Source organism: Chryseobacterium sp. FH2 (genome assembly GCF_001045455.1).
Classification (GTDB): Bacteria; Bacteroidota; Bacteroidia; order Flavobacteriales; family Weeksellaceae; genus Chryseobacterium.
In genome coordinates this window covers 160,541-181,593 of sequence record NZ_LFNE01000004.1, presented here as the reverse complement: position 1 = coordinate 181,593, position 21,053 = coordinate 160,541, and the positions used below count along the sequence as shown (strand labels likewise).

General features: G+C 33.7%; 22 protein-coding genes. 15 read left to right on the top strand and 7 right to left on the bottom strand.

The window, feature by feature from the left end; genetic code table 11:
- Positions 1-59: 59 nt before the first annotated feature.
- Positions 60-359, bottom strand: coding sequence for a hypothetical protein (locus ACM39_RS08050; protein WP_048510521.1), 300 nt, complete (start codon positions 357-359; stop codon positions 60-62).
- Positions 360-493: 134 nt separating this feature from the next.
- On the opposite strand from ACM39_RS08050, the gene ACM39_RS08045 reads away from it, so the two are divergent.
- Complete coding sequence (locus ACM39_RS08045; protein WP_048510520.1) at positions 494-1,048, top strand: DNA-3-methyladenine glycosylase I; 555 nt, start codon at positions 494-496, stop codon at positions 1,046-1,048.
- 105 nt (positions 1,049-1,153) lie between these two features.
- Here ACM39_RS08045 and ACM39_RS08040 read toward each other — a convergent pair whose 3' ends face one another.
- Entirely contained in the window at positions 1,154-2,008 is an 855-nt protein-coding gene (locus ACM39_RS08040; protein ID WP_048510519.1) for a nucleoside phosphorylase, read from the bottom strand.
- A gap of 317 nt (positions 2,009-2,325) precedes the next feature.
- On the opposite strand from ACM39_RS08040, the gene ACM39_RS08035 reads away from it, so the two are divergent.
- From ACM39_RS08035 to ACM39_RS08025, 3 genes are all read left to right on the top strand, one after another.
- Positions 2,326-4,152, top strand: a complete 1,827-nt coding sequence (locus tag ACM39_RS08035) for a cytochrome-c peroxidase (protein WP_048510518.1) — start codon at positions 2,326-2,328, stop codon at positions 4,150-4,152.
- Positions 4,153-4,353: 201 nt separating this feature from the next.
- The gene (locus tag ACM39_RS08030) at positions 4,354-6,507 is read left to right on the top strand and encodes an alkaline phosphatase PhoX (RefSeq protein WP_048510517.1); all 2,154 of its coding nucleotides are present in this window, start codon (positions 4,354-4,356) and stop codon (positions 6,505-6,507) included.
- A 56-nt stretch (positions 6,508-6,563) separates the two neighbouring features.
- On the top strand, positions 6,564-7,463 hold the full coding sequence (locus ACM39_RS08025) for a leucine-rich repeat domain-containing protein (RefSeq protein WP_048510516.1): 900 nt from the start codon (positions 6,564-6,566) through the stop codon (positions 7,461-7,463).
- Between the two features lies 1 nt (position 7,464).
- Here the strand turns inward: ACM39_RS08025 and ACM39_RS08020 are convergent, their stop codons facing one another.
- Positions 7,465-7,788: a translation initiation factor gene (locus ACM39_RS08020; RefSeq protein WP_048510515.1), complete on the bottom strand. Its 324-nt coding sequence runs from the start codon at positions 7,786-7,788 to the stop codon at positions 7,465-7,467.
- Between the two features lie 261 nt (positions 7,789-8,049).
- Between ACM39_RS08020 and gpmI the strand changes: the two genes are divergently transcribed.
- The 5 genes from gpmI to ACM39_RS07995 all read left to right on the top strand — a co-directional run bounded on the left by gpmI (position 8,050) and on the right by ACM39_RS07995 (position 12,901).
- Complete coding sequence (gene gpmI / locus ACM39_RS08015) at positions 8,050-9,591, top strand: 2,3-bisphosphoglycerate-independent phosphoglycerate mutase (RefSeq protein ID WP_048510514.1); 1,542 nt, start codon at positions 8,050-8,052, stop codon at positions 9,589-9,591.
- Between the two features lie 142 nt (positions 9,592-9,733).
- Positions 9,734-10,711, top strand: a complete 978-nt coding sequence (locus ACM39_RS08010) for an acyl-ACP desaturase (RefSeq protein ID WP_048510513.1) — start codon at positions 9,734-9,736, stop codon at positions 10,709-10,711.
- Between the two features lie 93 nt (positions 10,712-10,804).
- A complete protein-coding gene (locus ACM39_RS08005) occupies positions 10,805-11,236 on the top strand; it encodes a BT0820 family HAD-type phosphatase (RefSeq protein ID WP_048510512.1) in 432 nt (143 codons plus the stop codon).
- An 88-nt stretch (positions 11,237-11,324) separates the two neighbouring features.
- Positions 11,325-12,134, top strand: coding sequence for a type I methionyl aminopeptidase (map, locus tag ACM39_RS08000; protein ID WP_048510511.1), 810 nt, complete (start codon positions 11,325-11,327; stop codon positions 12,132-12,134).
- A complete protein-coding gene (locus ACM39_RS07995) occupies positions 12,134-12,901 on the top strand; it encodes a class I SAM-dependent methyltransferase (RefSeq protein WP_048510510.1) in 768 nt (255 codons plus the stop codon). Before map ends, ACM39_RS07995 begins: the two co-directional genes overlap by 1 nt.
- 62 nt (positions 12,902-12,963) lie before the next feature.
- Here ACM39_RS07995 and ACM39_RS07990 read toward each other — a convergent pair whose 3' ends face one another.
- Positions 12,964-13,290, bottom strand: a complete 327-nt coding sequence (locus tag ACM39_RS07990; RefSeq protein ID WP_048510509.1) for a DMT family transporter — start codon at positions 13,288-13,290, stop codon at positions 12,964-12,966.
- A gap of 73 nt (positions 13,291-13,363) precedes the next feature.
- The gene (locus ACM39_RS07985; protein WP_048510508.1) at positions 13,364-13,927 is read right to left on the bottom strand and encodes a Crp/Fnr family transcriptional regulator; all 564 of its coding nucleotides are present in this window, start codon (positions 13,925-13,927) and stop codon (positions 13,364-13,366) included.
- 330 nt (positions 13,928-14,257) lie between these two features.
- On the opposite strand from ACM39_RS07985, the gene ACM39_RS07980 reads away from it, so the two are divergent.
- The 4 genes from ACM39_RS07980 (at position 14,258) to ACM39_RS07965 (ending at position 17,701) form a co-directional block, all read left to right on the top strand.
- Complete coding sequence (locus ACM39_RS07980) at positions 14,258-15,256, top strand: LacI family DNA-binding transcriptional regulator (protein WP_048510507.1); 999 nt, start codon at positions 14,258-14,260, stop codon at positions 15,254-15,256.
- A 32-nt stretch (positions 15,257-15,288) separates the two neighbouring features.
- Positions 15,289-16,191, top strand: coding sequence for a carbohydrate kinase family protein (locus ACM39_RS07975; protein WP_082140549.1), 903 nt, complete (start codon positions 15,289-15,291; stop codon positions 16,189-16,191).
- Between the two features lie 133 nt (positions 16,192-16,324).
- On the top strand, positions 16,325-17,200 hold the full coding sequence (gene era / locus ACM39_RS07970) for a GTPase Era (protein WP_048510506.1): 876 nt from the start codon (positions 16,325-16,327) through the stop codon (positions 17,198-17,200).
- Positions 17,201-17,266: 66 nt separating this feature from the next.
- The gene (locus tag ACM39_RS07965; protein ID WP_048510505.1) at positions 17,267-17,701 is read left to right on the top strand and encodes a DoxX family protein; all 435 of its coding nucleotides are present in this window, start codon (positions 17,267-17,269) and stop codon (positions 17,699-17,701) included.
- Positions 17,702-17,749: 48 nt separating this feature from the next.
- Here ACM39_RS07965 and ACM39_RS07960 read toward each other — a convergent pair whose 3' ends face one another.
- The gene (locus ACM39_RS07960) at positions 17,750-18,439 is read right to left on the bottom strand and encodes an HAD family hydrolase (RefSeq protein ID WP_048510710.1); all 690 of its coding nucleotides are present in this window, start codon (positions 18,437-18,439) and stop codon (positions 17,750-17,752) included.
- A gap of 77 nt (positions 18,440-18,516) precedes the next feature.
- Between ACM39_RS07960 and ACM39_RS07955 the strand changes: the two genes are divergently transcribed.
- Together ACM39_RS07955 and ACM39_RS07950 are read left to right on the top strand one after the other, a co-directional pair.
- Positions 18,517-19,083 (top strand): Crp/Fnr family transcriptional regulator, encoded by a 567-nt coding sequence (locus tag ACM39_RS07955; RefSeq protein WP_048510504.1) that lies wholly within the window; start codon positions 18,517-18,519, stop codon positions 19,081-19,083.
- 20 nt (positions 19,084-19,103) lie between these two features.
- Positions 19,104-19,607, top strand: a complete 504-nt coding sequence (locus ACM39_RS07950) for a GNAT family N-acetyltransferase (RefSeq protein WP_048510503.1) — start codon at positions 19,104-19,106, stop codon at positions 19,605-19,607.
- Between the two features lie 44 nt (positions 19,608-19,651).
- On the opposite strand, the gene ACM39_RS07945 is transcribed toward ACM39_RS07950, so the two are convergent.
- Positions 19,652-21,013, bottom strand: a complete 1,362-nt coding sequence (locus ACM39_RS07945) for an MATE family efflux transporter (protein WP_048510502.1) — start codon at positions 21,011-21,013, stop codon at positions 19,652-19,654.
- Positions 21,014-21,053: the final 40 nt, after the last annotated feature.

The window sequence follows — 21,053 nt, the reverse complement described above, 5'->3', positions numbered from 1 at the left end:
AAAACGGAGCCTTGTATAAAAAGACTCCGTTTTTTGAAAATATTTATATGACTGAAATTTTAATTCGTTTTCTTGTTCCATTCTGCTTTTACATCTTCCGCAGCATCTTTCGTTTTTTCCCACGCGTCATTGGCTTTATCTTTTACGTCATCCCAGGCATCAGCAAAATTATTTTTCACTCTGTCCAGCCAGTCTTCCTGTTGTGCTTCTTCATCATTATTTCTTTTTTCGTTGATATAGTCTTTAGCTCTGTCTGCTAATTCTTCAACTTTCCATTTTGTGTTTTCTGCTGCATTTTTTAAAGAGTTCTCAGTATTATTTACTGCATTTTCCGCTTTGTTGTAGTCTGAATTGTTCATAATATTAATGTTTATAAGTGTTATATTTAATAATTAAACAATAACCATTCCTAAAAAAGTTACTTATTGTTAAAATTTTCATAATCTTTTGTTATGCTTTCCGAAGGTTATATCTTTAATATAAAAATTATTTCATGGAAAAAATACGTTGCGGCTGGTGTGAAAAAGATGACTTATATAGACAATATCATGATGAAGAATGGGGAAAGCCTGTTTATGATGATGAAACTATTTTTGAATTTCTCATTCTTGAGAGCTTTCAGGCAGGTCTGAGTTGGTACACCATTCTTTCAAAAAGAGAGAATTTTAGAAAAGCCTTTGATGATTTTGATTATAAAAAAATTGCAAAGTATTCTGATCAGAAAGTAGAACAATTAATGCAAAATGCAGGAATTATAAGAAATCGGTTAAAGATTCTGGCAACAATTACCAACGCACAAAAATTTATTGAGACTCAAAAGGAATTCGGAAGTTTTTCAAAATATATTTGGGGGTTTGTGAATGAAAAATCTATTGATAATAAACCTAAAACATTAGAAGATATTCCTGCAACTACTGAAATATCAGATATTTTAGCAAAAGATTTAAAGAAAAAAGGATTCAAATTTATGGGCTCAACGGTGGTTTATGCACATATGCAGGCAACGGGAATGGTGAATGATCATATTGAAAATTGTTTTCTCAGATAATAAATTCTATTTTCTTCATTTCCAGTAAAATATATAGATGAAATATTATTTTAAGGATGATATAATGAAGCGGCCGGATTTAAAATCCGGCCGCTTCATTTTTCTTTATTTGATAATTCTATCCAATACCCAAGTTATCAGATTTTGTTCGGAAGCATGATGATCTGCTGAGAATTCGCCGCGTCTTCTGTTTGCAATCACGTTATTTACTGTAATGGCTTTATGTCCTAACAGTTTAGATAAAGCATAAATGGCAGATGTTTCCATTTCAAAATTAGTGATTCCAAGTTCATTTAATGTTTCAAGGAATTTATCATCCAAAGCCTTCAGGCGAAGCTGTCTTCCCTGCGGAGCATAAAACCCTGGGAAAGTAGCCGTATTTCCATGGTATTTTGCATCTTCATAATAACCGGCAATATCTTCTGCCCAATCAGCAAAGTAAAGCATCGGCTTGATTTTCGCATATGGAAATTTTTCTAAAAAATTTCTTGAAAATTCATTCTCAAAATTGTAATCCTGATAAAAATGCATCAACCCGTCAAGTCCCACCACGTTTTGAGTAACAAGCATATTATCAACCTGCACATCAGGATTTACACTTCCGCAGGTTCCCATTCTGAATAATTCTAAAGCCTTATGCCCGGTTTTAAATTCCTTATTTTTAAGGTCAATATTTACCAAAGCATCAAGCTCATTCATCACGATATCAATGTTTTCTGTTCCAATTCCGGTAGACATTACGGTGATTCTTTCGCCACGAAGTGTCCCTGTGTGTGTGTAAAATTCTCTTTTATTTTTCTTGATTTCTACTTTGTCGAAATATTTTGAAACTTTTGCGACTCTGTCCGGATCTCCTACAAGGATGATTTTTTCAGCAATATCTTCCGGTAAAAGATTCAGGTGATAAACACTTCCGTCATCATTCAGAACAAGCTCTGAAGCTGCAAGTTTATTCAGCATAATATGATTTTTAGTTAAATTAATAATTTAGTTTTAATTGATTTAAAGAAAAAATAAAAACAGGTTGACTACAAAAGCCATTAACAGTTTTGTTTTTTATAAAATTTAGTTTTTGATTTTGACACTTTTAAAATCCTCCCCAATATCCTTCATCATTATTTTAAAACAGGTTTAAGAAATGTAACCTTAATGTATAATGAGTTTCGGTTTCGGGGTTTAAAATTAATAAAAATCCTTTAAATAAAATGTAAACATTAGTTAATCTAAATTTAAAGTGCGAATGAATCTCAAATGATAGTTTTGCGCAAAAATTTTTAATGAGATCTTATCCTGTAGTCATTGTTATTCTGTTAATCGGTTTTGCTGTTATGTCTTTTAATCCTACTTATCAAGGTATGGGAAGCGAAAATACAACGGTGAATAAAGGTTTGACTGATTTTAAAATCAAGCTTGAACAGCTTAAATCTGATGTTTATGAATTTTCCGAGGATAAAACTTCTCTTGAAGACCTCCGAAAATCTTTAGCAGATACAAGAAACTCGTTTAAGGAAATCGAATTTTACGTTGCCTATCATTATCCGGAGTTTACCAAGACACACCTCAATGCAGCTCCGTTATTTCACATAGAAGCGGCAGGAACTTCGGCTTATACGCTTCCGCCAGAGGGGTTGCAGGTTTTGGATGAATTAATATTTTCGGATGAAGCCAAAGAGCAAAAAGAAGAAATAAAAACCATTACAGATTTTCTTTACAACAGTTATGCAAATTTTTATTTAAGTTCAGTCAGAAATGGTTTGAGCAAAGGAAATAACAGAACTTTACCGCTTAGAATTGAGTTAATCAGGATTTATACATTAGGTGTGACAGGTTTTGACACTCCCGGTTCTTTGAATATTTCAGAAGAAGCAAGTCATGCACTGTTGGGAATAAAAAAGTACATTAATGATGATATTTATTTTAAAAATTATAATGTTCAAAAAGCTAATCATATCATAACCGAAACTGTTGATTACCTAGCAAAAAATAAAGATTTTGAGACTTTTGACCGGATTGAATTTTACAAAAAATACATTCAGCCTTTGTATCAGGAATTGGGAAGCTGGGACGGGAAGAGTGATGATTTAAAAGAATTTTCGGGGTGGAATGCCGGTAATAAAAACTTTTTCAGCAGTGACTTCCTTGATCCCTATTTTTATACTTTATTAAAATCTTCGGAAAATAATTCTGCTTTGAGAAAGCTGGGGAAAGAGATTTTTTATGACCAAAAGTTGAGTGAAAATGGTAAAATGAGCTGTGCAACCTGTCATTTACCGGAAAACGGATTCACAGATTTGAAGGCAAAATCACCAAGTAATGTTGAAGGAAAAACGGTGTTAAGAAATTCTCCATCGTTGTATAACGCAGTTTTTGCAAAACGATTTTTCTATGATTTAAGAGCGTTTTACCTTGAACAGCAGGCTGAACATGTAATTTACAATGAAGATGAGTTTAATACAAGCTACGAAAGTATTATCAGAAAAATAAAAATGAAACCCGAATATAAGAAAGCTTTTTCAAAGGCTTTTAAAAACGGGAAAATAAGCAGGGAAAATTTTTCTAAAGCGTTGAGTTCGTATGTTGCGTCATTGTATTCTTTTGAAAGTGATTTTGATAAATTTATGAGAAATGAAAAGGAAATTTCTGAGGATGCTAAAAAAGGATACAACTTATTCATGGGAAAGGCAAACTGTGCGACGTGTCATTTTGCACCACATTTTTCAGGGTTGGTTCCACCGTTTTTTAACGAAAATGAATCTGAAGTCTTAGGAATAACAAAAAAGCCAATCAATCAAAAACCCTTGGAATTAGACAGCGATAAAGGACGGATAAACAGCCCTGTGAAAAAGGAAAATTCGTGGATTTATGAAAATTCATTTAAAACGGTGACCGTTCGAAATATTGCTTTAACGAAACCCTACTTTCATAACGGAGCCTTCAATACACTAGAAGAAGTTCTGGATTTCTATAATGAAGGTGGTGGAGAAGGTTTAGGCTTAAAAATAAAAAATCAAACGTTACCTGCGGACAAATTAAATCTAACTCAAACTGAGATAAAGCAAATCATCGCATTTTTGAATTCTTTAACAGATGTGAGCCAAAAGTAGGAGAGTGATGAGCTATGAGCTTTTCAGGCCGGATTTATAAAAACCGATAATTCCTAATTCATTAAAAATTTAACATTAAATTAATTCACTTAATATTGGATTATTGATTAATTAATATTGTTCAGTATTTATTTAAAATACTATTAATAGAGGACTCACAACAAAAAAATAGTTTTGCAAGGTCTAATAAATTAAGTAATAATGAACAAAAAACTACTAACAACCGCAGCGTTAGCTATGATGACGGGTTCTGTGTTTCACGCACAAACTTTTATTTTCAATAAAAACTCTTCTTGGAGTTATAAAGACAACAACCTGGCTCAGCCGGCACAATGGAAAGATAAAACCTATGACATCTCTGGCTGGTCTACCGGAAACGGACCTCTTGGATATGGGGATCCTGTGACTACACAGACAAATACCGGCCTTATCACAGCCTATTTTGCAAAAGATATCAATGTGAATCTGGCTGATTTGAGCAATGATATGGAATTGGGAATTATGAGAGATGACGGTATTGTGGTTTATCTTAATGGTGAAGAAGTGGTAAGAGACAATATGCCTGCCGGAACTATCACCTTCGATACTTGGTCAAGCACGACAATTGATGGAGCTGCAGAAAATATTTATAATATTTTTACGATTCCAAAATCAAAATTTGTTAACGGGACCAACAGAATTTCGATTGAACTGCATAACAGAGGCGCTGCAAGTTCAGATTTAAGAATTGATGCATATCTTAAAACAATTACAAACACAACAACTCCTGTTGCTTGTAATGCAACTCATATCAGTTGCTTTACTTCGATTGTTCCTACCGCTCAAACAAATAAATTAATCATTCCTGCCGAGCATAAATATCAATTGATTTTAAAAGAAGGCGATAATTATACTGAAGGAGGAGGATTAGTTGGTGGTCAAAATGACTTTACGGCCTACGTTCCCAAAACAGGAAGCAGTACAAACGGATATCTTTCTGTAAACCATGAAACCAATCCTGGCGGAGTGACAATGGCCGAAATTAATTATAACGGAATGACGAAACTTTGGCAATTGACAAAATCAAGAGCGGTAAGTTTTTCAGATCCTAGCTTGGTTCAGACTATCAGAAACTGTTCAGGTGGTATTACACCTTGGGGAACCGTGGTTACAGCTGAAGAGCAGACAACTTCAAGCGATGTAAACGGGGATGGAATGAAAGATTACGGATGGCTGGTAGAAATTGATCCTGCAACTGCCCAGGTTATTTCTAAAAATACTGATGGTTCTAAAGGAAAGCTTTGGCAAATGGGCATTATGAACCATGAAAATGTAGTGATAAATAATGCGGGAACAATTGCTTATTACGGTGAAGATGGCGGAACACACATGGTTTATAAATATATTATGGATACTCCAAATGATCTTTCTTCCGGGAATCTATATGTTTTAAAATTAGATCAGGGGCTTACAGCCGCAGGAGATCCTGTAGGAACTACAGCTACCTGGATTCAGGTTCCTAACAAAACCAAAGCTGATCAAAATAACACAGCTGCTTTAGCCCAATCTGTCGGAGGAACAAAATTCAATGGAGTGGAAGATGTTGACATCAGTCCGCTTGATGGTAAAATTTACTTTACAGCAAAAGGTTTAGACAGGGTATACCGTTTACAGGATAACGGAAGCACGGCTTCTCAGGTTGAAACTTTCGTGGGAGGAGCGGCAACCACATATTCTTTCCAGACAGCTCAGGGAATGAAATCTGAAGCTTGGGGAGACGGAAATGACAATCTTACTTTCGACGAACTTGGAAATCTTTGGGTATTGCAGGATGGAGGAAAAAATTACATTTGGGTAATCGCTCCAGATCACACTCAGACCAATCCTAAGGTGAGACTTTTCGCTTCTATGCCTGCAGGTTCTGAGCCGACAGGTCTTACATTTACACCAGATCACAAATTCGGTTTCTTCTCTATTCAGCATCCTGATTCTACGATATCAACGGATATTGATGCTACAGGTAATACAATTGATTACAGAGGAAAATCGGCAACGGTTGTTATTGCTTTGAAGGATAATTTAGGAACTTCAGGAACTTTGGGGACTGTCGAAAATCATAACAATGAAAATACAGTAACAGTTGCACCAAATCCAACTTCCGGAATTGTTAAGATCAATTCTGCAAAAGGATTGAAAGATATTTCAGTTACGGCTTACAGCATGGATGGTAAAATTGTTTTCACAAAGAAATTTTCAGGAACAAGCAAAGCCTTGGACTTAGATTTCACCCCACAGCTTGAAACTTCCCGTATATTGGTTTTAAATATCGAAGCTGAAGGAGGTTTTCAGAAAACAGTAAAGCTTTTAAAAAAATAAATTATTAATGATTTTTTGGCTGCCGGTAATTTTTACCGGTGGTCTTTTTCTTATTTATGAAAAAACTTTTAGTAATTGTAGCCATTTTATCGCTTTTTCAGGTAAAAGCGCAGATTGATCCTGTAAAATATCCCACTTATACCAATATTGAAGACGCTTTAAAAGCTAAAGACGTCGTTTACAGTATGAGTTTCAGGGATAAAGGTTTGTTTAATCTTCCTCCGCAGATCAGGAATTTTAAATCTATTTTCTTTCTGAATATAATGGGAAATAAATTTGAAAAAATGGATCAGGAAATTTTTACTCTAAAAGGACTGGAGATTTTAAATATAAACGAAAACAGTATTAAATTTATTCCTAATGAAATTGGAGAATTAACAAAACTGATAAGTTTTTCGATGAGCCTAAACAGTTTAACCGATATTAATCCGAATATTGCTAAACTCCAAAAATTAAAAGCCATTCATCTTGATGCCAATAATCTGAGCATATTTCCAGAGGCTTTAATGGAAATCCCTTCATTGGAAGAAATCAACCTTCAGGGCAACCAGATTAGTTTTATTTCAGACAAGCTGGATAATATTAAAAATCTAAAATCATTGAACCTTTCTGCCAATCAGATTAATGATTTGGGAAATTTATCTTTTCCGAAAGATTTGAAATATTTAGAGCTACAGGAAAATTCGATTGCAAAACTTCCAGAAAATTTATTTGATTCAAAAAAACTTGAATTTTTAAATGTAAGTCAAAATAACATCAAAGAAATTTCATCTAAAATTAAAGGATTAAAAGGGATTGTAAGCCTGAATTTAGCCAACAATGACCTAAAAGATCTTCCAACTGAGATTTCACAACTGAAAAATCTTAAAACATTGATTCTTACAGGAAACCCGATGACAAAATCAACCGTAGAAAAATTGAAAAATTTAATGCCTCAGACACAGATATATTTTTAAACTATCCTCCGACTCTCTTGGTTTTGTAACCCATTTCTTTAAGGATATTCATGATTTTATCACGGTTATCACCTTGAATAATAATCGTTCCGTCCTTTTCAGAACCACCTATTCCCAGTGTGGTTTTGATTTTTTTTGAGATTTTCTTTAAATCATCTTCGCTGCCTTCCCAACCTTCAACAATAGTCACAGGCTTGCCGTTTCTCCCTTTTTTCTCAAATTTACATACCAAAGGCTCTTTTTGCTTGAATTGTTCTTCAGGCATTTCAAAATCCTGCTCTTCATGCTCAGGAAATAGGTTTTTCAGTTGATCTCTTAAATCCATAAAGCAAAATTAATAAAATATTTAAGGTGAAGAAAGCCAATAAGCAGAGAAATTTCAGTTAAATCATTCGTGTAAACCTATGAAACCTGTAGGAGAAAATAAATGGGTAAATAATCTGATAAATAAATTATAAAATATGTTTAGATAAAAAATATGTCAAATTTCCGGGCGAATAGCTAAAATATTAATAAAAATTTAAGTCCTTCAAATTCTTCAATTCATTTCAAATTAGATAAATTTGTAGTACAAAAGTTATACAAAATGTCGAAAAAAGCAATATTGGCAATCCTTGACGGATGGGGTTTGGGAATGAATCCTGATATTTCAGCAATAGATAAAGCAAATACACCATTTATAGATAGTTGTTATAAAAAATTTCCACATACAACGCTTGAAGCAAGTGGTTTAGCGGTTGGGCTCCCCGTGGGACAGATGGGAAATTCTGAAGTTGGACATATGAATTTGGGAGCAGGAAGAGTGGTTTATCAAAATCTTGTAAAATTGAATATGGCTGTTGAAAACGGTTCGTTAGGACAACAAGAGGTTATTCAGCAAGCTTTTGAATATGCTAAAAGAGAGAATAAAAAGGTGCATTTCATCGGTTTGGTTTCAAACGGGGGAGTACATTCACATATCAATCACTTAAAAGGTTTATTAACGGCTGCAGGTGAATTTGGATTGCATGAGAATGTTTTTGTTCATGCTTTTACAGACGGTAGAGATTGTGATCCGCATTCAGGATTAGGATTTATCGATGAACTTCAAAAGCATATGGCTCATACAACCGGAAAATTGGCAACAGTTGTAGGGCGTTATTATGCAATGGACAGGGATAAAAGATGGGAAAGGGTAAAACTGGCTTATGATGCTTTGGTAGAAGGTGTTGGTGAACAGACTACTGATGTTTTAGCTGCAATCAAAGCTTCTTATGATAACAAAGTAACGGATGAATTCTTAAAGCCAATTATCCTGGTCGACAAAAGACAGACGGGAAATATAGTTCCTGTGGCTAAAATTGTTGATAATGATGTTGTGATTTGTTTCAATTTCCGTACAGATAGAGGGAGAGAAATTACAGAAGTACTTTCTCAGCAAGATTTTCCGGAATATTTCATGAGAAAACTGAATCTTTATTATGTTACTTTGACAAATTATGACAAAACCTTCCAAAATGTACGTGTAGTTTTTGACGAAAACGTTCTTCAGGAAACTATGGGTGAAGTTTTAGAAAGAAACGGCAAAACTCAAATCAGAATCGCCGAAACAGAGAAATATCCTCACGTTACATTTTTCTTTTCAGGAGGAAGGGAGGAAGAGTTTAAAGGCGAAAAAAGATTGCTTTGCCCGAGCCCGAAAGACGTTCCTACTTATGATTTAAAACCTGAAATGTCAGCTTATGATATTACAAATGCTATTGTTCCTGAGTTGGAGAATGGGACGGCAGATTTTGTTTGTTTAAATTTCGCCAATACTGATATGGTGGGACATACAGGAGTTTTTGAAGCGGCTGTAAAAGCTGCCGAAACGGTAGATAAATGCATTGAAAAAGTTGCTACCACGGCTTATGAAAATGGATATGCAGTTTTCATTCTCGCTGATCACGGGAATTCTGATGTAATGATCAATCCGGACGGAACCCCGAATACACAGCACTCAACAAATTTAGTTCCTTTCATTGTGATGGATAAAGATCACACTTGGGAATTAAAACCGGGAAAACTAGGTGATGTGGCTCCAACTATTCTAAAAGTAATGGGAATAGAAATACCGGAAATAATGACAGGAGATATTTTAGTTAAATAGTATCAAATAATAATGTTAAAAGAATACCGTTATTCTATCAGATAGCGGTATTTTTTTATGATTTATATCAGGCACAATTATTGTTATGCTTTAAATAATATAATAAATCTTATCTTTGTAAATTAAAATCTAAATTAGTATAATGTATCAAAAGCTTGTAAGGAAAGAAGTAATGGGACTTTTGGAAAAGGAAGTGAGTTCTTTTCTGGATAAATTTTTAACTCCAATTGAAAAGATTTGGCAACCTTCTGACTACCTTCCGGATCCTTCAAGCGCAGATTTTAAATATGATTTAGAAGAAATCCAGACTTTTGCCCGTGAAATGCCGTACGATTTATTCGTAACATTGATTGGTGACTGTATTACGGAAGAAGCTCTTCCATCGTATGAGTCTTGGCTGATGGGAGTAGACGGTGTGAATCAGGAAGAAAAAGTAGGTTGGGCAAACTGGGTAAGAGCCTGGACTGCTGAAGAAAACAGACATGGAGATCTATTGAATAAATATCTTTATCTGTGTGGAAGAGTAAATATGAGAGAAGTTGAAATTACCACTCAATATTTAATCAATGACGGTTTTGATTTAGGAACAAGTATGGATCCTTACAGAAACTTTGTATACACCAGTTTTCAGGAAACAGCTACTAATATTTCTCACAGAAGAGTAGGAACTTTAGCAAAACAATCCGGAAACGGAAAATTAGCAAAAATGTGTGGTGTAATTGCTGCAGACGAGGCGAGACATGCAAAAGCTTACAAACATTTCGTGGCAAAAATCCTTGAAGTAGATCCTTCGGAAATGATTTTGGCGTTCGAAGATATGATGCGTAAAAAGATCGTTATGCCGGCTCATTTAATGAGACAATCGGGGCAAAAAGCAGGAGAACTTTGGGGACATTTCTCAGATGCGGCTCAGAGATGTATGGTATACACAGGTCAGGATTATATCAATATTATGAAAGATTTGTTGGATGAATGGAAGATTGAACACGTGAAAGGTCTTACAGAAAAGGCTGAAAAAGCCCAGGAATACTTAATGAAACTTCCTGCAAGGTTGCAGAAAATCACAGATAGAGTTTCTACTCCGGATTTACAGTTTCAGTTCAAGTGGGTAAAAAGTTAGTTCCATATTATCATTAAATTATAAAAGTAAGAGTGCTGGAGTTTTTTGGCACTCTTTTTATTTCTTATCTTTGCACTTCTAAATCATAAAAGAATGATGAATAATAAAAAAATTGCTGTTGATTTTGACGGAACTATTGTAGATGACGCATATCCGGCAATTGGTAAGGCTAAAATTTTTGCATTCGAAACTCTAAGAAGACTTCAGGCTGAAGGGTATAGATTGATTCTTTGGACGTACAGGCACGGAAAAACATTAGACGAAGCTGTGGAATTCTGCAGACAAAACGGAATCGAGTTTTATGCGGTAAATTCGAGTTTTGAAGGTGAAGTTTTTGATGCTGCCACTCAATCTAGAAAATTAGATGCAGATTGGTTTATTGATGACAGGAATTTGGGAGGATTCCCGGGTTGGGGTGAAATTTACAATATTATTCAGGAAAGAATAGAATTCCGGGTGGAAGGCAAAGAAGTTTTAGCATATTCAAAACTTAAAAAAGAAAAGAAAAAAGGATTATTCTGGTAAGAATAAATCTAACAATATAGCAATGTAGCTGTTTGCCAATTTTTTAAACCGCTACATTGTTAAACTTTTAAATTGTTACATTAATTACATGATTCAATTAAAAACAATCGACGAATTACGTCTGATGAAACAAAGTGCCCAGCTGGTTTCCAGAACATTAGGAATGTTAGCAAAGGAAATTAAACCTGGGATTACCACTTTATACTTAGATAAATTAGCACATGATTTTATTAAAGATCATGGTGCTGAACCTGCATTTTTAGGATATGGAGGTTTTCCGTATTCTTTATGCATCTCTCCGAACGAGCAGGTAGTACATGGTTTTCCAAACAATGATATTTTGAAGGAAGGGGATGTTCTTTCAGTAGATTGCGGAGCTGTTCTAAATGGTTTTGTGGGAGATCATGCCTATACTTTTGAAATCGGAGAAGTAAATTCTGAGACGAAAAAACTATTGAAGGTTGCCAAAGAATCTCTTTACAAAGGGATTGCGCAGTGTATCAGAGGAAAAAGAATCGGAGATATTTCTCACGCGATTCAGGCTCATTGTGAAAAAGAAGGATATGGTGTGGTAAAAGAGCTTGTAGGACACGGTTTAGGAAGACAAATGCACGAAGATCCACAAGTTCCAAACTACGGAAGACAGGGAAGCGGTAAAGTGATTAAAGACGGTTTGGCAATTGCTATCGAACCGATGATTAACCTCGGAACTGACAAGGTGAAATTCCATAACGATGGTTGGACGGTTACGACTTTAGACAATAAACCTTCTGCTCATTTTGAACATGATGTAGCGGTAATCAACGGGAAGCCTGTATTACTTTCTACATTCAAGTATGTTTATGAGGCTTTAGGCATCCAAAGTGATGAAGAAAAGCAATTCCAACTGGATTTTTAATGAAAAAAGTAACTAAACTTTTACTAAATAAAATTCCACGCCCGATACTTATTAAAATGAGTATTTGGGCACGCCCGCTTATTTATCAGTTTTTTAAAGGAGATAAATTTGAAGATCCTATTGATGGCAGATCTTACAGGAAATTTCTTCCTTACGGATATGGAAACCAGCGTGAAAATGCTCTTTCTCCAGGAACATTAAGTCTTGAAAGACATCGTCAGATGTGGCTGTACCTTCAGAATGAAACTGATTTTTTTATTAAAAACTATAAGGTTCTCCATATTGCTCCGGAACAGGAATTTTTGAGAAAGTTTAAGAGAATGAGAAATCTGGATTATATTTCTGCTGATTTATTTTCACCGATTGTGGATATAAAAGCTGATATTCTAAACTTGCCTTTTGCGGATGAAAGTTTTGATATAGTTTTCTGTAATCATGTGTTGGAACACATTGAGGATGATGCAAAAGCAATGAGTGAGTTGTACCGGGTAATGCGTAAAGGTGGATGGGCAATCCTTCAGGTACCGATGAGAAACTCTTTAGAAAAAACATACGAAGATTTTACCATAAAAGATCCCAAAGAACGTCAGAAGCATTTTGGACAGTATGATCATGTCCGTTGGTACGGAATGGATTATTTTGAGCGCCTGAGAAAAGCTGGTTTTATAACAGAACCTAATTTTTATTCCCAAAACTTTACAGAAGAAGAAATCAAAAAATATGGATTAAGAAAAAACGAAATCTTGCCCATAGTTTTCAAAAAATAAAATAAAAATACGCCTGCAAATTCCAGGCGTATTTTTATATAACAGTTTATAATTTTCTATTCCTAATGGGAAACAAATTTTAGCCCGATTACAGAACCTATTAATGTAATGATGAAAAATATTCTCCCAAAGCTAACGGGATCTTTAAAAAAGAAAATGCCTATTAATACTGTTCCTACAGCGCCGATCCCTGTCCATACCGCATAAGCTGTTCCGATAGGTAATGTTTGAGTAGCTTTAATCAATAAAAGCATACTTACCGTCAAAGAAATAAGGAAACCTGTGAACCAATAATACATCACATTTCCCGATGTTTCTTTTACTTTTCCTAAACATGAAGCAAATGCCACTTCAAATAATCCTGCGATAATTAAGATAATCCAATTCATTTTTTTAATAATTTGTGCTGCAAAGGTCAGAATTTATAAACAGGGAAAATTTTACAATTGTTAAAAAATGAATTTATTTTATTTCGGCACGTATTCGGCTTAAACTTACCTGTGTAATTCCTAAATAAGATGCAATATGCCCTAATTGAACTCTTCTTAGAAGATTAGGTTTGTCTTTCAATAAATCTTTATAACGTTCTAAAGAGGTTTTAAACTGTCTTGAAATAATCAATTCTTCTGTTTTTACCAATTCTCTTTCAGCAAATTTTCTCCCCCAATTCGCTATATGAATATCCTCGTTAAATAATTTTCTCAGATTATCCGTTTCTAGTTTATAAAGTTCGCAATCTTCTAATAATTCTATATTTTCATAGCCGGGTTTATCCTCTACATAACTTTTCATGGAGACTATCGTCTCACCTTCGCTTCCAAACCAGAACGTAATGTCATTATCATCTCTGGATGCGTAAGCCCGAACAATACCTTTTTTAATAAAATATACATAAGAAATTATTTTATCTGCTTCCATTAAGCAAAAATTTTTCGGATGAGAAACTTCTGTTATGTATTTTTTTAATTCTGTTTTAGAATTTTCCGGTAAAATGTATATACTGTTAATGATTTGGTCGATATTCATAAATTCATGACTAATCTATTCAAAAATATTGGTTTTAGATATTAAATAAAAGAAATTTATTGTCAATTTTATAAAAAACTGAAATTTTTATCAGGTAAACGTTTAACCAAATCTACTCTAAAAATACATTTAATGATTAATATCTAAGTATTCTTCAACTCATAACAATATTAAGATTGAGCTTAAAGTGTTTATTATAAGATATTTATATTATTTTAATCTTATTTTTTTAAAATCGCGAAAATACTATTATTTTTTAGATACCCAAAAATATCATCCTATTGTTTTGTTTATGTTTTATAGAATATTTTTGTGTCATTAATTAGCTAAATGAAAAGAACTTCTATTAAAGATATAGCAAAAATTGCTGGTGTTTCTGTGGCAACGGTTTCTTATGTTTTAAATAAAAAGGAAGGAAGCAGAATCAGCGACGCTACAAAAAAGAAGATTCTGGAGATAGCTGAAGCGATTAATTATATACCCAACAAAATAGCCAGAAGCCTAAAAACGAATAAAAGTAAGCTCATAGGTTTGATTGTGGCAGATATTTCCAATGATTTTTATTCAAATATCGCCAGAAATATTGAAGATGAAGCGATGAAATTTGGTTACACGCTTCTTATCGGCAGTTCCGATGAAAATCCGGAGAAATTTAAAAAACTAACCGAACTTTTTTCTGAACAGCAGGTAGACGGAATGATTGTAGCACCTGTTGTAGATTCCGATGGTGCAATCAATAAGCTGATAAAGGAAGAATATCCGATTGTTACTATCGATCGGTATCTTAAAAATGTAAATATTCCCGGGGTGATGATCAATAATTCTGAAATTTCAGAATATGTTTGTGATTTTTTGACTGAGAAAAAATGTAATGAAATCATTTATGTAGGATATGATACTAAGTTACCTCATTTGCAAGACAGGCAGGAAGGCTTTGAAAAATGTATCGCTACTAAAAATATTACTGCTAAAAAGTTATTGATAGGGATTCATAATATTACTGAAGATATTTATCAGGGGCTTGATGAAAATTTCAGTAAAAGTAAAAATAAAACAGCAATATATTTTTCAAGTAATAAGCTTGCAGTAGCGGGTTTGAGCTATTTAAACAAAAATAATATAAGAGTTCCGCAAGATGTCTCTGTTATTGCTTTTGATGAAACTGAAGCATATAAGCTTTTTCCTACAGAGATTGATTACGTCCGGCAGCCATTGATGGAAATGGCAAAAGAATCAGTGAAACTACTTGATGCACAAATTAATAATTATGTTCCTAATGGAAAGAAAGTTGCATTTTCTGCTCAATTAATTAATAAAAATTCAGTATAAAAAATTTAATTGATAATTTAAACGTTTAACCTATGATAAAAGAAAATCCATATGTGGTTTGTTTTGGTGAAGTTCTTTGGGATATATTTCCGGAAGAAGCAAGAGCCGGAGGAGCACCATTTAATGCTGCATACAACATTTATAAAACAGGTACTGATGTAAAAATGCTAAGCAGAATAGGAAATGACGAATTTGGACAAAAGCTTTTGAAACTGATTAAAAGTTGGGGAATCACAACTGATTATATTCAGGTTGACAACAAAAATCCTACCAGTAAGGTGATTGCAAAAATTGATATACATAATGAAGCAGCTTATGAAATCATTAATCATGTAGCTTGGGATTATATAGATTTTTTGCCTGAACATGAAGAACTGATAACAAATGCAGAAGCCTTTGTCTTTGGGAGTCTGTCTGCCCGGAACGGAAAAACGAAAGAGACTCTTTTTAAGCTTTTAGAATTTGCAAAACTTAAAATATTCGATGTCAATTTCAGGCCGCCTTTTATTGATATAGACGTGATAAAGCAACTATTACACAAAGCAGATATTGTAAAAATGAATAAGGCAGAAATGAGACAAATAATGGAATTCCTGAGCGAAGAATATTCCAGCGAGGGTGAAAGTGCTGCATTTATTCAGGATCATTTCAATATAAAAGAAATTGTTCTTACAAAGGGGAGCAGGGGAGCGAGATATTTTTTGGGTAATAAAAACTACGGATTAGGCGCAATTTCTATTAAAATTGCTGATACGGTGGGAAGTGGTGATGCGTTTCTTGCAGGATTTATTTCAAAAAGAATTCAGGGGAAAAGTGCTGATGAAATTATGACAGAAGCCATATCTCTGGGTGCATTTATTACTTCAAAATCAGGAGCATGCCCGGAATATGGCTATCAAGAATTTGAGCAGTTTAAATTGATGAATTCTTTATAGATTTAATTTAGTTTTGTTCTTAAATATCTATTCAAGATCTCCTATTTTGGAAGGTTTTTATTGATAAGTTTTTAGATTAATCAGGAAAGACCAATTTTGTTTTAGTAACTTTGCAATTCGTAATAAAATTTTTATGCACAAAGCAGGATTTGTAAATATAGTTGGAAAGCCAAATGCCGGAAAATCTACTTTGCTCAATGAGCTGATGGGAGAGAAACTGGCAATTGTAACACAAAAAGCACAGACAACACGCCACAGGATTTTTGGGATTTATAATGAAGAAGATCTTCAGATTGTATTTTCGGATACACCGGGAGTACTTGATCCGAAGTATGGTTTACAGGAAAAAATGATGGATTTTGTAAAGGATTCTTTACAGGATGCAGATGTTTTTCTGTTCATTGTAGATGTTACAGACAAAGCTGAACCTTCAGAGTTTTTGATAGATAAACTGAATAAAATCCCGGTACCTGTTTTATTGCTTTTAAACAAAGTAGATCAAACCAATCAGGAAGGTTTGGAAAAATTGGTTGAAGACTGGCATAACAGAATTCCAAAGGCTGAAATTCTTCCTATTTCTGCATTGAATGCATTTAATACTGAAATTATTTTACCTAAAATAAAATCTTTACTGCCTGAAAGCCCGCCTTACTACGATAAGGATCAATTCACAGATAAGCCTGAACGGTTTTTTGTCAACGAAACTATTCGTGAGAAAATCCTTCTAAATTATGAAAAAGAAATTCCATATTCTGTAGAAGTTGTAACAGAACAATTTAAAGAAAAAGAAGGAATTATTTTCATAGATTCAATCATTTATGTTGAAAGAGACACCCAGAAAGGTATTATAATAGGACATAAGGGAGAAGCAATCAAGAAAGTAGGAACAGAATCAAGATTGGATCTTGAAAAGTTTTTTGCGAAAAAAATCCACTTAAATTTATTTGTAAAAGTGAAAAAAGACTGGCGGAAAAATGACAGAGATTTAAAGAATTTCGGGTATAGATAGACTAAAAAGTCAATATTCATCGTTGTATTAAAAGATTTTTATTATCTTTAATCAAATTTTCACTGGATGAACTATTTTAATTCAAACTCAAATTCTAATACCGTATTTAAAGACATAATTTTGTTGCTCGTTAGAGTCTTTATTGGTTTTGCTATGTTATCTCACGGGTTTCCTAAACTACAGATGTTATTGGAAGGAGGAAAGATAGAGTTTTTTGATTTCTTAGGATTAGGGCCAAAAATTTCATTGGGGCTTACTGTTTTTGCAGAATTCGCATGTTCTATTTTGCTCATCTTGGGATTATTTACAAGAATAGCTTTAGGATTTCTAATGTTCACAATGATCATTGCAGGATTTGTAATCCATGGAGCTGATCCTTTTTCGAAAAAAGAAATGAGTTTACTTTACTTATCCATTTATCTTCTTCTAATGCTTTTCGGAGCAGGAAAAATTTCAGTAGATTATATGATTGAGAAACGAAAGAGAGCCTCCGAATGGTAAAAAATAAATAATAAAAAAAGACTCGTTCTAATTAGAACGAGTCTTTTTTTATTTAAGATGTGTAAGAATTTCATTGATACTTATCAACTCAATAAAATTTTCATGTACTAAATGATTTTCATATTGCTCATGAGTCCATGTAACATGATACGGAATATGACCTGCATACCCGCCAATTTCTAAAACCGGCATAATATCCGAATTTATGGAATTGCCAAGCATTAAAAAGTTCTCAGGTTTACAGCCCAAGTGCTTCAAGAGCTTTTCATAATCAGAGTTTTTCTTATTGCTCATGATTTCAATATGATGAAAATAATCCTGTAATCCGGAGTTTCTAAGTTTTCGTTCCTGATCTAATAAATCTCCTTTTGTAGCAATTACAAGCCTGTATTTTCCTTTCAGGTTGTCTAAGGTTTCGGTAACGCCATCCAGGAGTATAATGGGTTTTTGTAAAAGCATTTTTCCTAAGTCAACCGTTTTATTTATTAATTCTAATGAAGCTGTATTTTCTGAAATCTTACTAATAGTTTCTATCATACAAAGCATAAAACCTTTTACACCATAGCCATACAAGTGTAAATTTTCCATTTCGGTTTTAAATAATTCCTGAGAAACGGAATGTTGTGGAAGATAATCTTCAAGAAGTTTGCAAAACTCATTTTCAGTTTCCTGAAAGTATGGTTCATTCACCCAAAGAGTATCATCAGCATCGAAGGCAATTGTTGTGATATTATTCATTTTAGTTTCGTAATTTTCTGCTGACAAATTTCAATATAAAAGATAAATGAAAAAAGGACATTTGTCCCGATTAGAATATGGTAAGAACCAATCTGTTATTTTTAAATTATATAGATGAACTTTATGAAAAACAAGAGCGTAGAGAAGATATTATACTGAGAAAATTTTCTAAAGGTGAAAGAATCTTACAGCAAAACGGAGAATCTTCTAAAGTCATGCTTATTAAAGAAGGGATTACTAAATGTTATTTTACAGAAGAAAACGGAAAAGAATATATTATTGAATTTTTAAGTAAAGGTGAAATTGTAGGAGAAATAGAAATTATCAAAAATATTGCCTGTTTATGCAGTGTTGAAGCTATGACTGATACAACTGTTTATGCTTTGTCAAAACCTTACTTTACATCATTAATAAAAAGTAATTTAACTCTAAATAATCTTTTGCTGGACGTTTTTGCAGAACGTATTGTAAACACATCCAGCAGAGCATCTTATCAGCAGCTTTACACGACTGAGCATACGTTACGGCAATTATTAGGATTGCAGTCTCAACAAAATATTGAAATATCAAAAGAAGATATGGCTGCTTATCTGGGAATTACAATCAGAAGTTTAAATAGAGTACTTAAAAGTTTGAATAAATAAGATAAAATCAATCATAAAAAATGGAAGAATTAAAATTCAGAGACGCGAGATCTGAAGATTTAAAAAGAATTGTCGAAATTTATAATTCAACGGTAGCTTCACGAATGGTAACGGCAGACACAGAAGAAGTTTCGATAGACAGCCGACAGGAATGGTTTACGCAACACAATCCTGGCAAAAGACCACTTTGGATGATTGAAGATAGTGGAAACAATATTATTGGTTGGGTGAGTTTTTCGTCATTTTACGGAAGACCGGCTTATGATGGAACTGTTGAAGTAAGCATTTATCTTGATGATAATTGCAGAGGGAAAGGCTATGGGAAAAGGATTCTTCAATATTGTATTGATAATGCCGGAAAGTTTGGCGTAAAAACTTTGTTAGGTTTTATCTTTTTACACAATGAGCCAAGTTTAAAGCTTTTCAGATATTTCGGTTTTGAAAATTGGGGAGTTTTACCTGATGTTGCAGTTTTAGATGGGATAGAGAGAAGTCTTGTTATTTTAGGAAAAAGGATTGTATAATAAATCTTCAAATAAAAAAGCGGTCTAAAAAGACCGCTTTAGATTTATGCATTCTGTTTAATTCTCTTAGCAGACATATTTAAGAATCTTTTGACAAGCATTACTGCGGAAATTGTCAGTCCTAATCCTAAGGCAATCCACATTCCGAAAGCACCCATTTTCAAAGTTACACAAAGGAAATATCCTAAAGGAATCGTGATAATCCAATAAGCGATAAACGTATAAATAGATGGGATTTTCACGTCCTGTAATCCCCTCAGCATACCCAAAGCCGTTACCTGAATTCCGTCAGAAAGTTGAAATAACGCGGCTATAATCATCAACTTTGAAGCTAGGGCAATTACCTCTATTTCTTCTTTTTTAGTAAAGAAGGTCGGAAGGATATTTCGTCCTAAAATAAACACAGTTCCACAAATAATCATGAAAATAAAGGCTATTTTCAGGTTGTTAATTCCTACTTTTCTTAATTCAACAAAATTTTGTTCACCCAATTTTCTTCCAATCATTACCGTAGAAGCAACACTGAAACCTACGCACAAATTAAACGTAAATGAAGCCATACTCAGGGCAATCTGATGAGAAGCAATATCATGGGCAGAAATCAATCCGCAAATAAAAGCAGCACCTGCAAAAGCTGTTACTTCAAAAAACATTTGTAAAGCAGTTGGGAGTCCTAGTCTAATCATTTTATCAAACATTTTCTTTGAAAAAGTCTGAATTTTTAAAGAAAAATCTTTGATATAACGCCTTGTTCTCTTTTCTTTTAAAAGAACAAAATATAGGAAAACAACCATAAAAATTCTGGCAATCAAACTCGCTAAAGCTGAACCCTTTACACCCATTTCCGGAAAAATCCAAAGTCCTTTAATGAAAACATAGTTTAAAACGATATTAATTACGTTAGCAATAATCGTCGCTTTTGTAACCCCGATTGTATAAGATAAACCTTCAGAAACTTCTCTCAAAGTCTGAAAAGCCATAAAAGGAATTATACTTATCGCCATAATTCCCAAGAAGTCAATTGTATCGGGAATGATTTTTGCCGGCTGCCCTGAATGATGGAGTAGAGGTAATCCTAAAAGAAGAGCTCCCATTAAGATAATTCCTACAGTCATATTAATGATAAACCCGTGACTGAAAACAGCGTTTATCGTTTTGTGATCTTCCTGAGAATGTGCCTCTGAAACCAACGGTGGAATAGCAAACGAAAATCCCAATGCCAATACAAACATCGAGAAAAACACAGCATTTCCAAGAGAAACAGACGCCAAAGCATCTGCACCTAAAAGTTTCCCGACAATAATGTTATCAAACAAATTTACCGAAACCTGCCCAACCTGCGTAAGCATCACAGGAAGAGCCAGGGTTAGGCATTCTTTTGTATAATTTTTATTTAAAAAGTTCATAGTAGTTAATATTCATATAGTTTAGTTCAAAAAAAAGATT

Bases quoted from the DNA above. Each gene is read 5' to 3' on its own strand.
- ACM39_RS07965 (WP_048510505.1), top strand. From the start codon at position 17,267: ATGAACTATTTTAATTCAAACTCAAATTCTAATACCGTATTTAAAGAC.
- ACM39_RS07945 (WP_048510502.1), bottom strand. From the start codon at position 21,013: ATGAACTTTTTAAATAAAAATTATACAAAAGAATGCCTAACCCTGGCT.
- ACM39_RS07980 (WP_048510507.1), top strand. From the start codon at position 14,258: ATGAAAAGAACTTCTATTAAAGATATAGCAAAAATTGCTGGTGTTTCT.
- ACM39_RS08045 (WP_048510520.1), top strand. From the start codon at position 494: ATGGAAAAAATACGTTGCGGCTGGTGTGAAAAAGATGACTTATATAGA.
- ACM39_RS08010 (WP_048510513.1), top strand. From the start codon at position 9,734: ATGTATCAAAAGCTTGTAAGGAAAGAAGTAATGGGACTTTTGGAAAAG.
- ACM39_RS07975 (WP_082140549.1), top strand. From the start codon at position 15,289: ATGATAAAAGAAAATCCATATGTGGTTTGTTTTGGTGAAGTTCTTTGG.
- ACM39_RS07995 (WP_048510510.1), top strand. From the start codon at position 12,134: ATGAAAAAAGTAACTAAACTTTTACTAAATAAAATTCCACGCCCGATA.
- ACM39_RS08040 (WP_048510519.1), bottom strand. From the start codon at position 2,008: ATGCTGAATAAACTTGCAGCTTCAGAGCTTGTTCTGAATGATGACGGA.
- ACM39_RS08025 (WP_048510516.1), top strand. From the start codon at position 6,564: ATGAAAAAACTTTTAGTAATTGTAGCCATTTTATCGCTTTTTCAGGTA.
- gpmI (WP_048510514.1), top strand. From the start codon at position 8,050: ATGTCGAAAAAAGCAATATTGGCAATCCTTGACGGATGGGGTTTGGGA.
- ACM39_RS08050 (WP_048510521.1), bottom strand. From the start codon at position 359: ATGAACAATTCAGACTACAACAAAGCGGAAAATGCAGTAAATAATACT.
- ACM39_RS08005 (WP_048510512.1), top strand. From the start codon at position 10,805: ATGATGAATAATAAAAAAATTGCTGTTGATTTTGACGGAACTATTGTA.
- ACM39_RS07955 (WP_048510504.1), top strand. From the start codon at position 18,517: ATGGTAAGAACCAATCTGTTATTTTTAAATTATATAGATGAACTTTAT.
- ACM39_RS07960 (WP_048510710.1), bottom strand. From the start codon at position 18,439: ATGAATAATATCACAACAATTGCCTTCGATGCTGATGATACTCTTTGG.
- ACM39_RS07990 (WP_048510509.1), bottom strand. From the start codon at position 13,290: ATGAATTGGATTATCTTAATTATCGCAGGATTATTTGAAGTGGCATTT.
- ACM39_RS07950 (WP_048510503.1), top strand. From the start codon at position 19,104: ATGGAAGAATTAAAATTCAGAGACGCGAGATCTGAAGATTTAAAAAGA.
- ACM39_RS08030 (WP_048510517.1), top strand. From the start codon at position 4,354: ATGAACAAAAAACTACTAACAACCGCAGCGTTAGCTATGATGACGGGT.
- ACM39_RS07985 (WP_048510508.1), bottom strand. From the start codon at position 13,927: ATGAATATCGACCAAATCATTAACAGTATATACATTTTACCGGAAAAT.
- map (WP_048510511.1), top strand. From the start codon at position 11,325: ATGATTCAATTAAAAACAATCGACGAATTACGTCTGATGAAACAAAGT.
- ACM39_RS08020 (WP_048510515.1), bottom strand. From the start codon at position 7,788: ATGGATTTAAGAGATCAACTGAAAAACCTATTTCCTGAGCATGAAGAG.
- era (WP_048510506.1), top strand. From the start codon at position 16,325: ATGCACAAAGCAGGATTTGTAAATATAGTTGGAAAGCCAAATGCCGGA.
- ACM39_RS08035 (WP_048510518.1), top strand. From the start codon at position 2,326: ATGAGATCTTATCCTGTAGTCATTGTTATTCTGTTAATCGGTTTTGCT.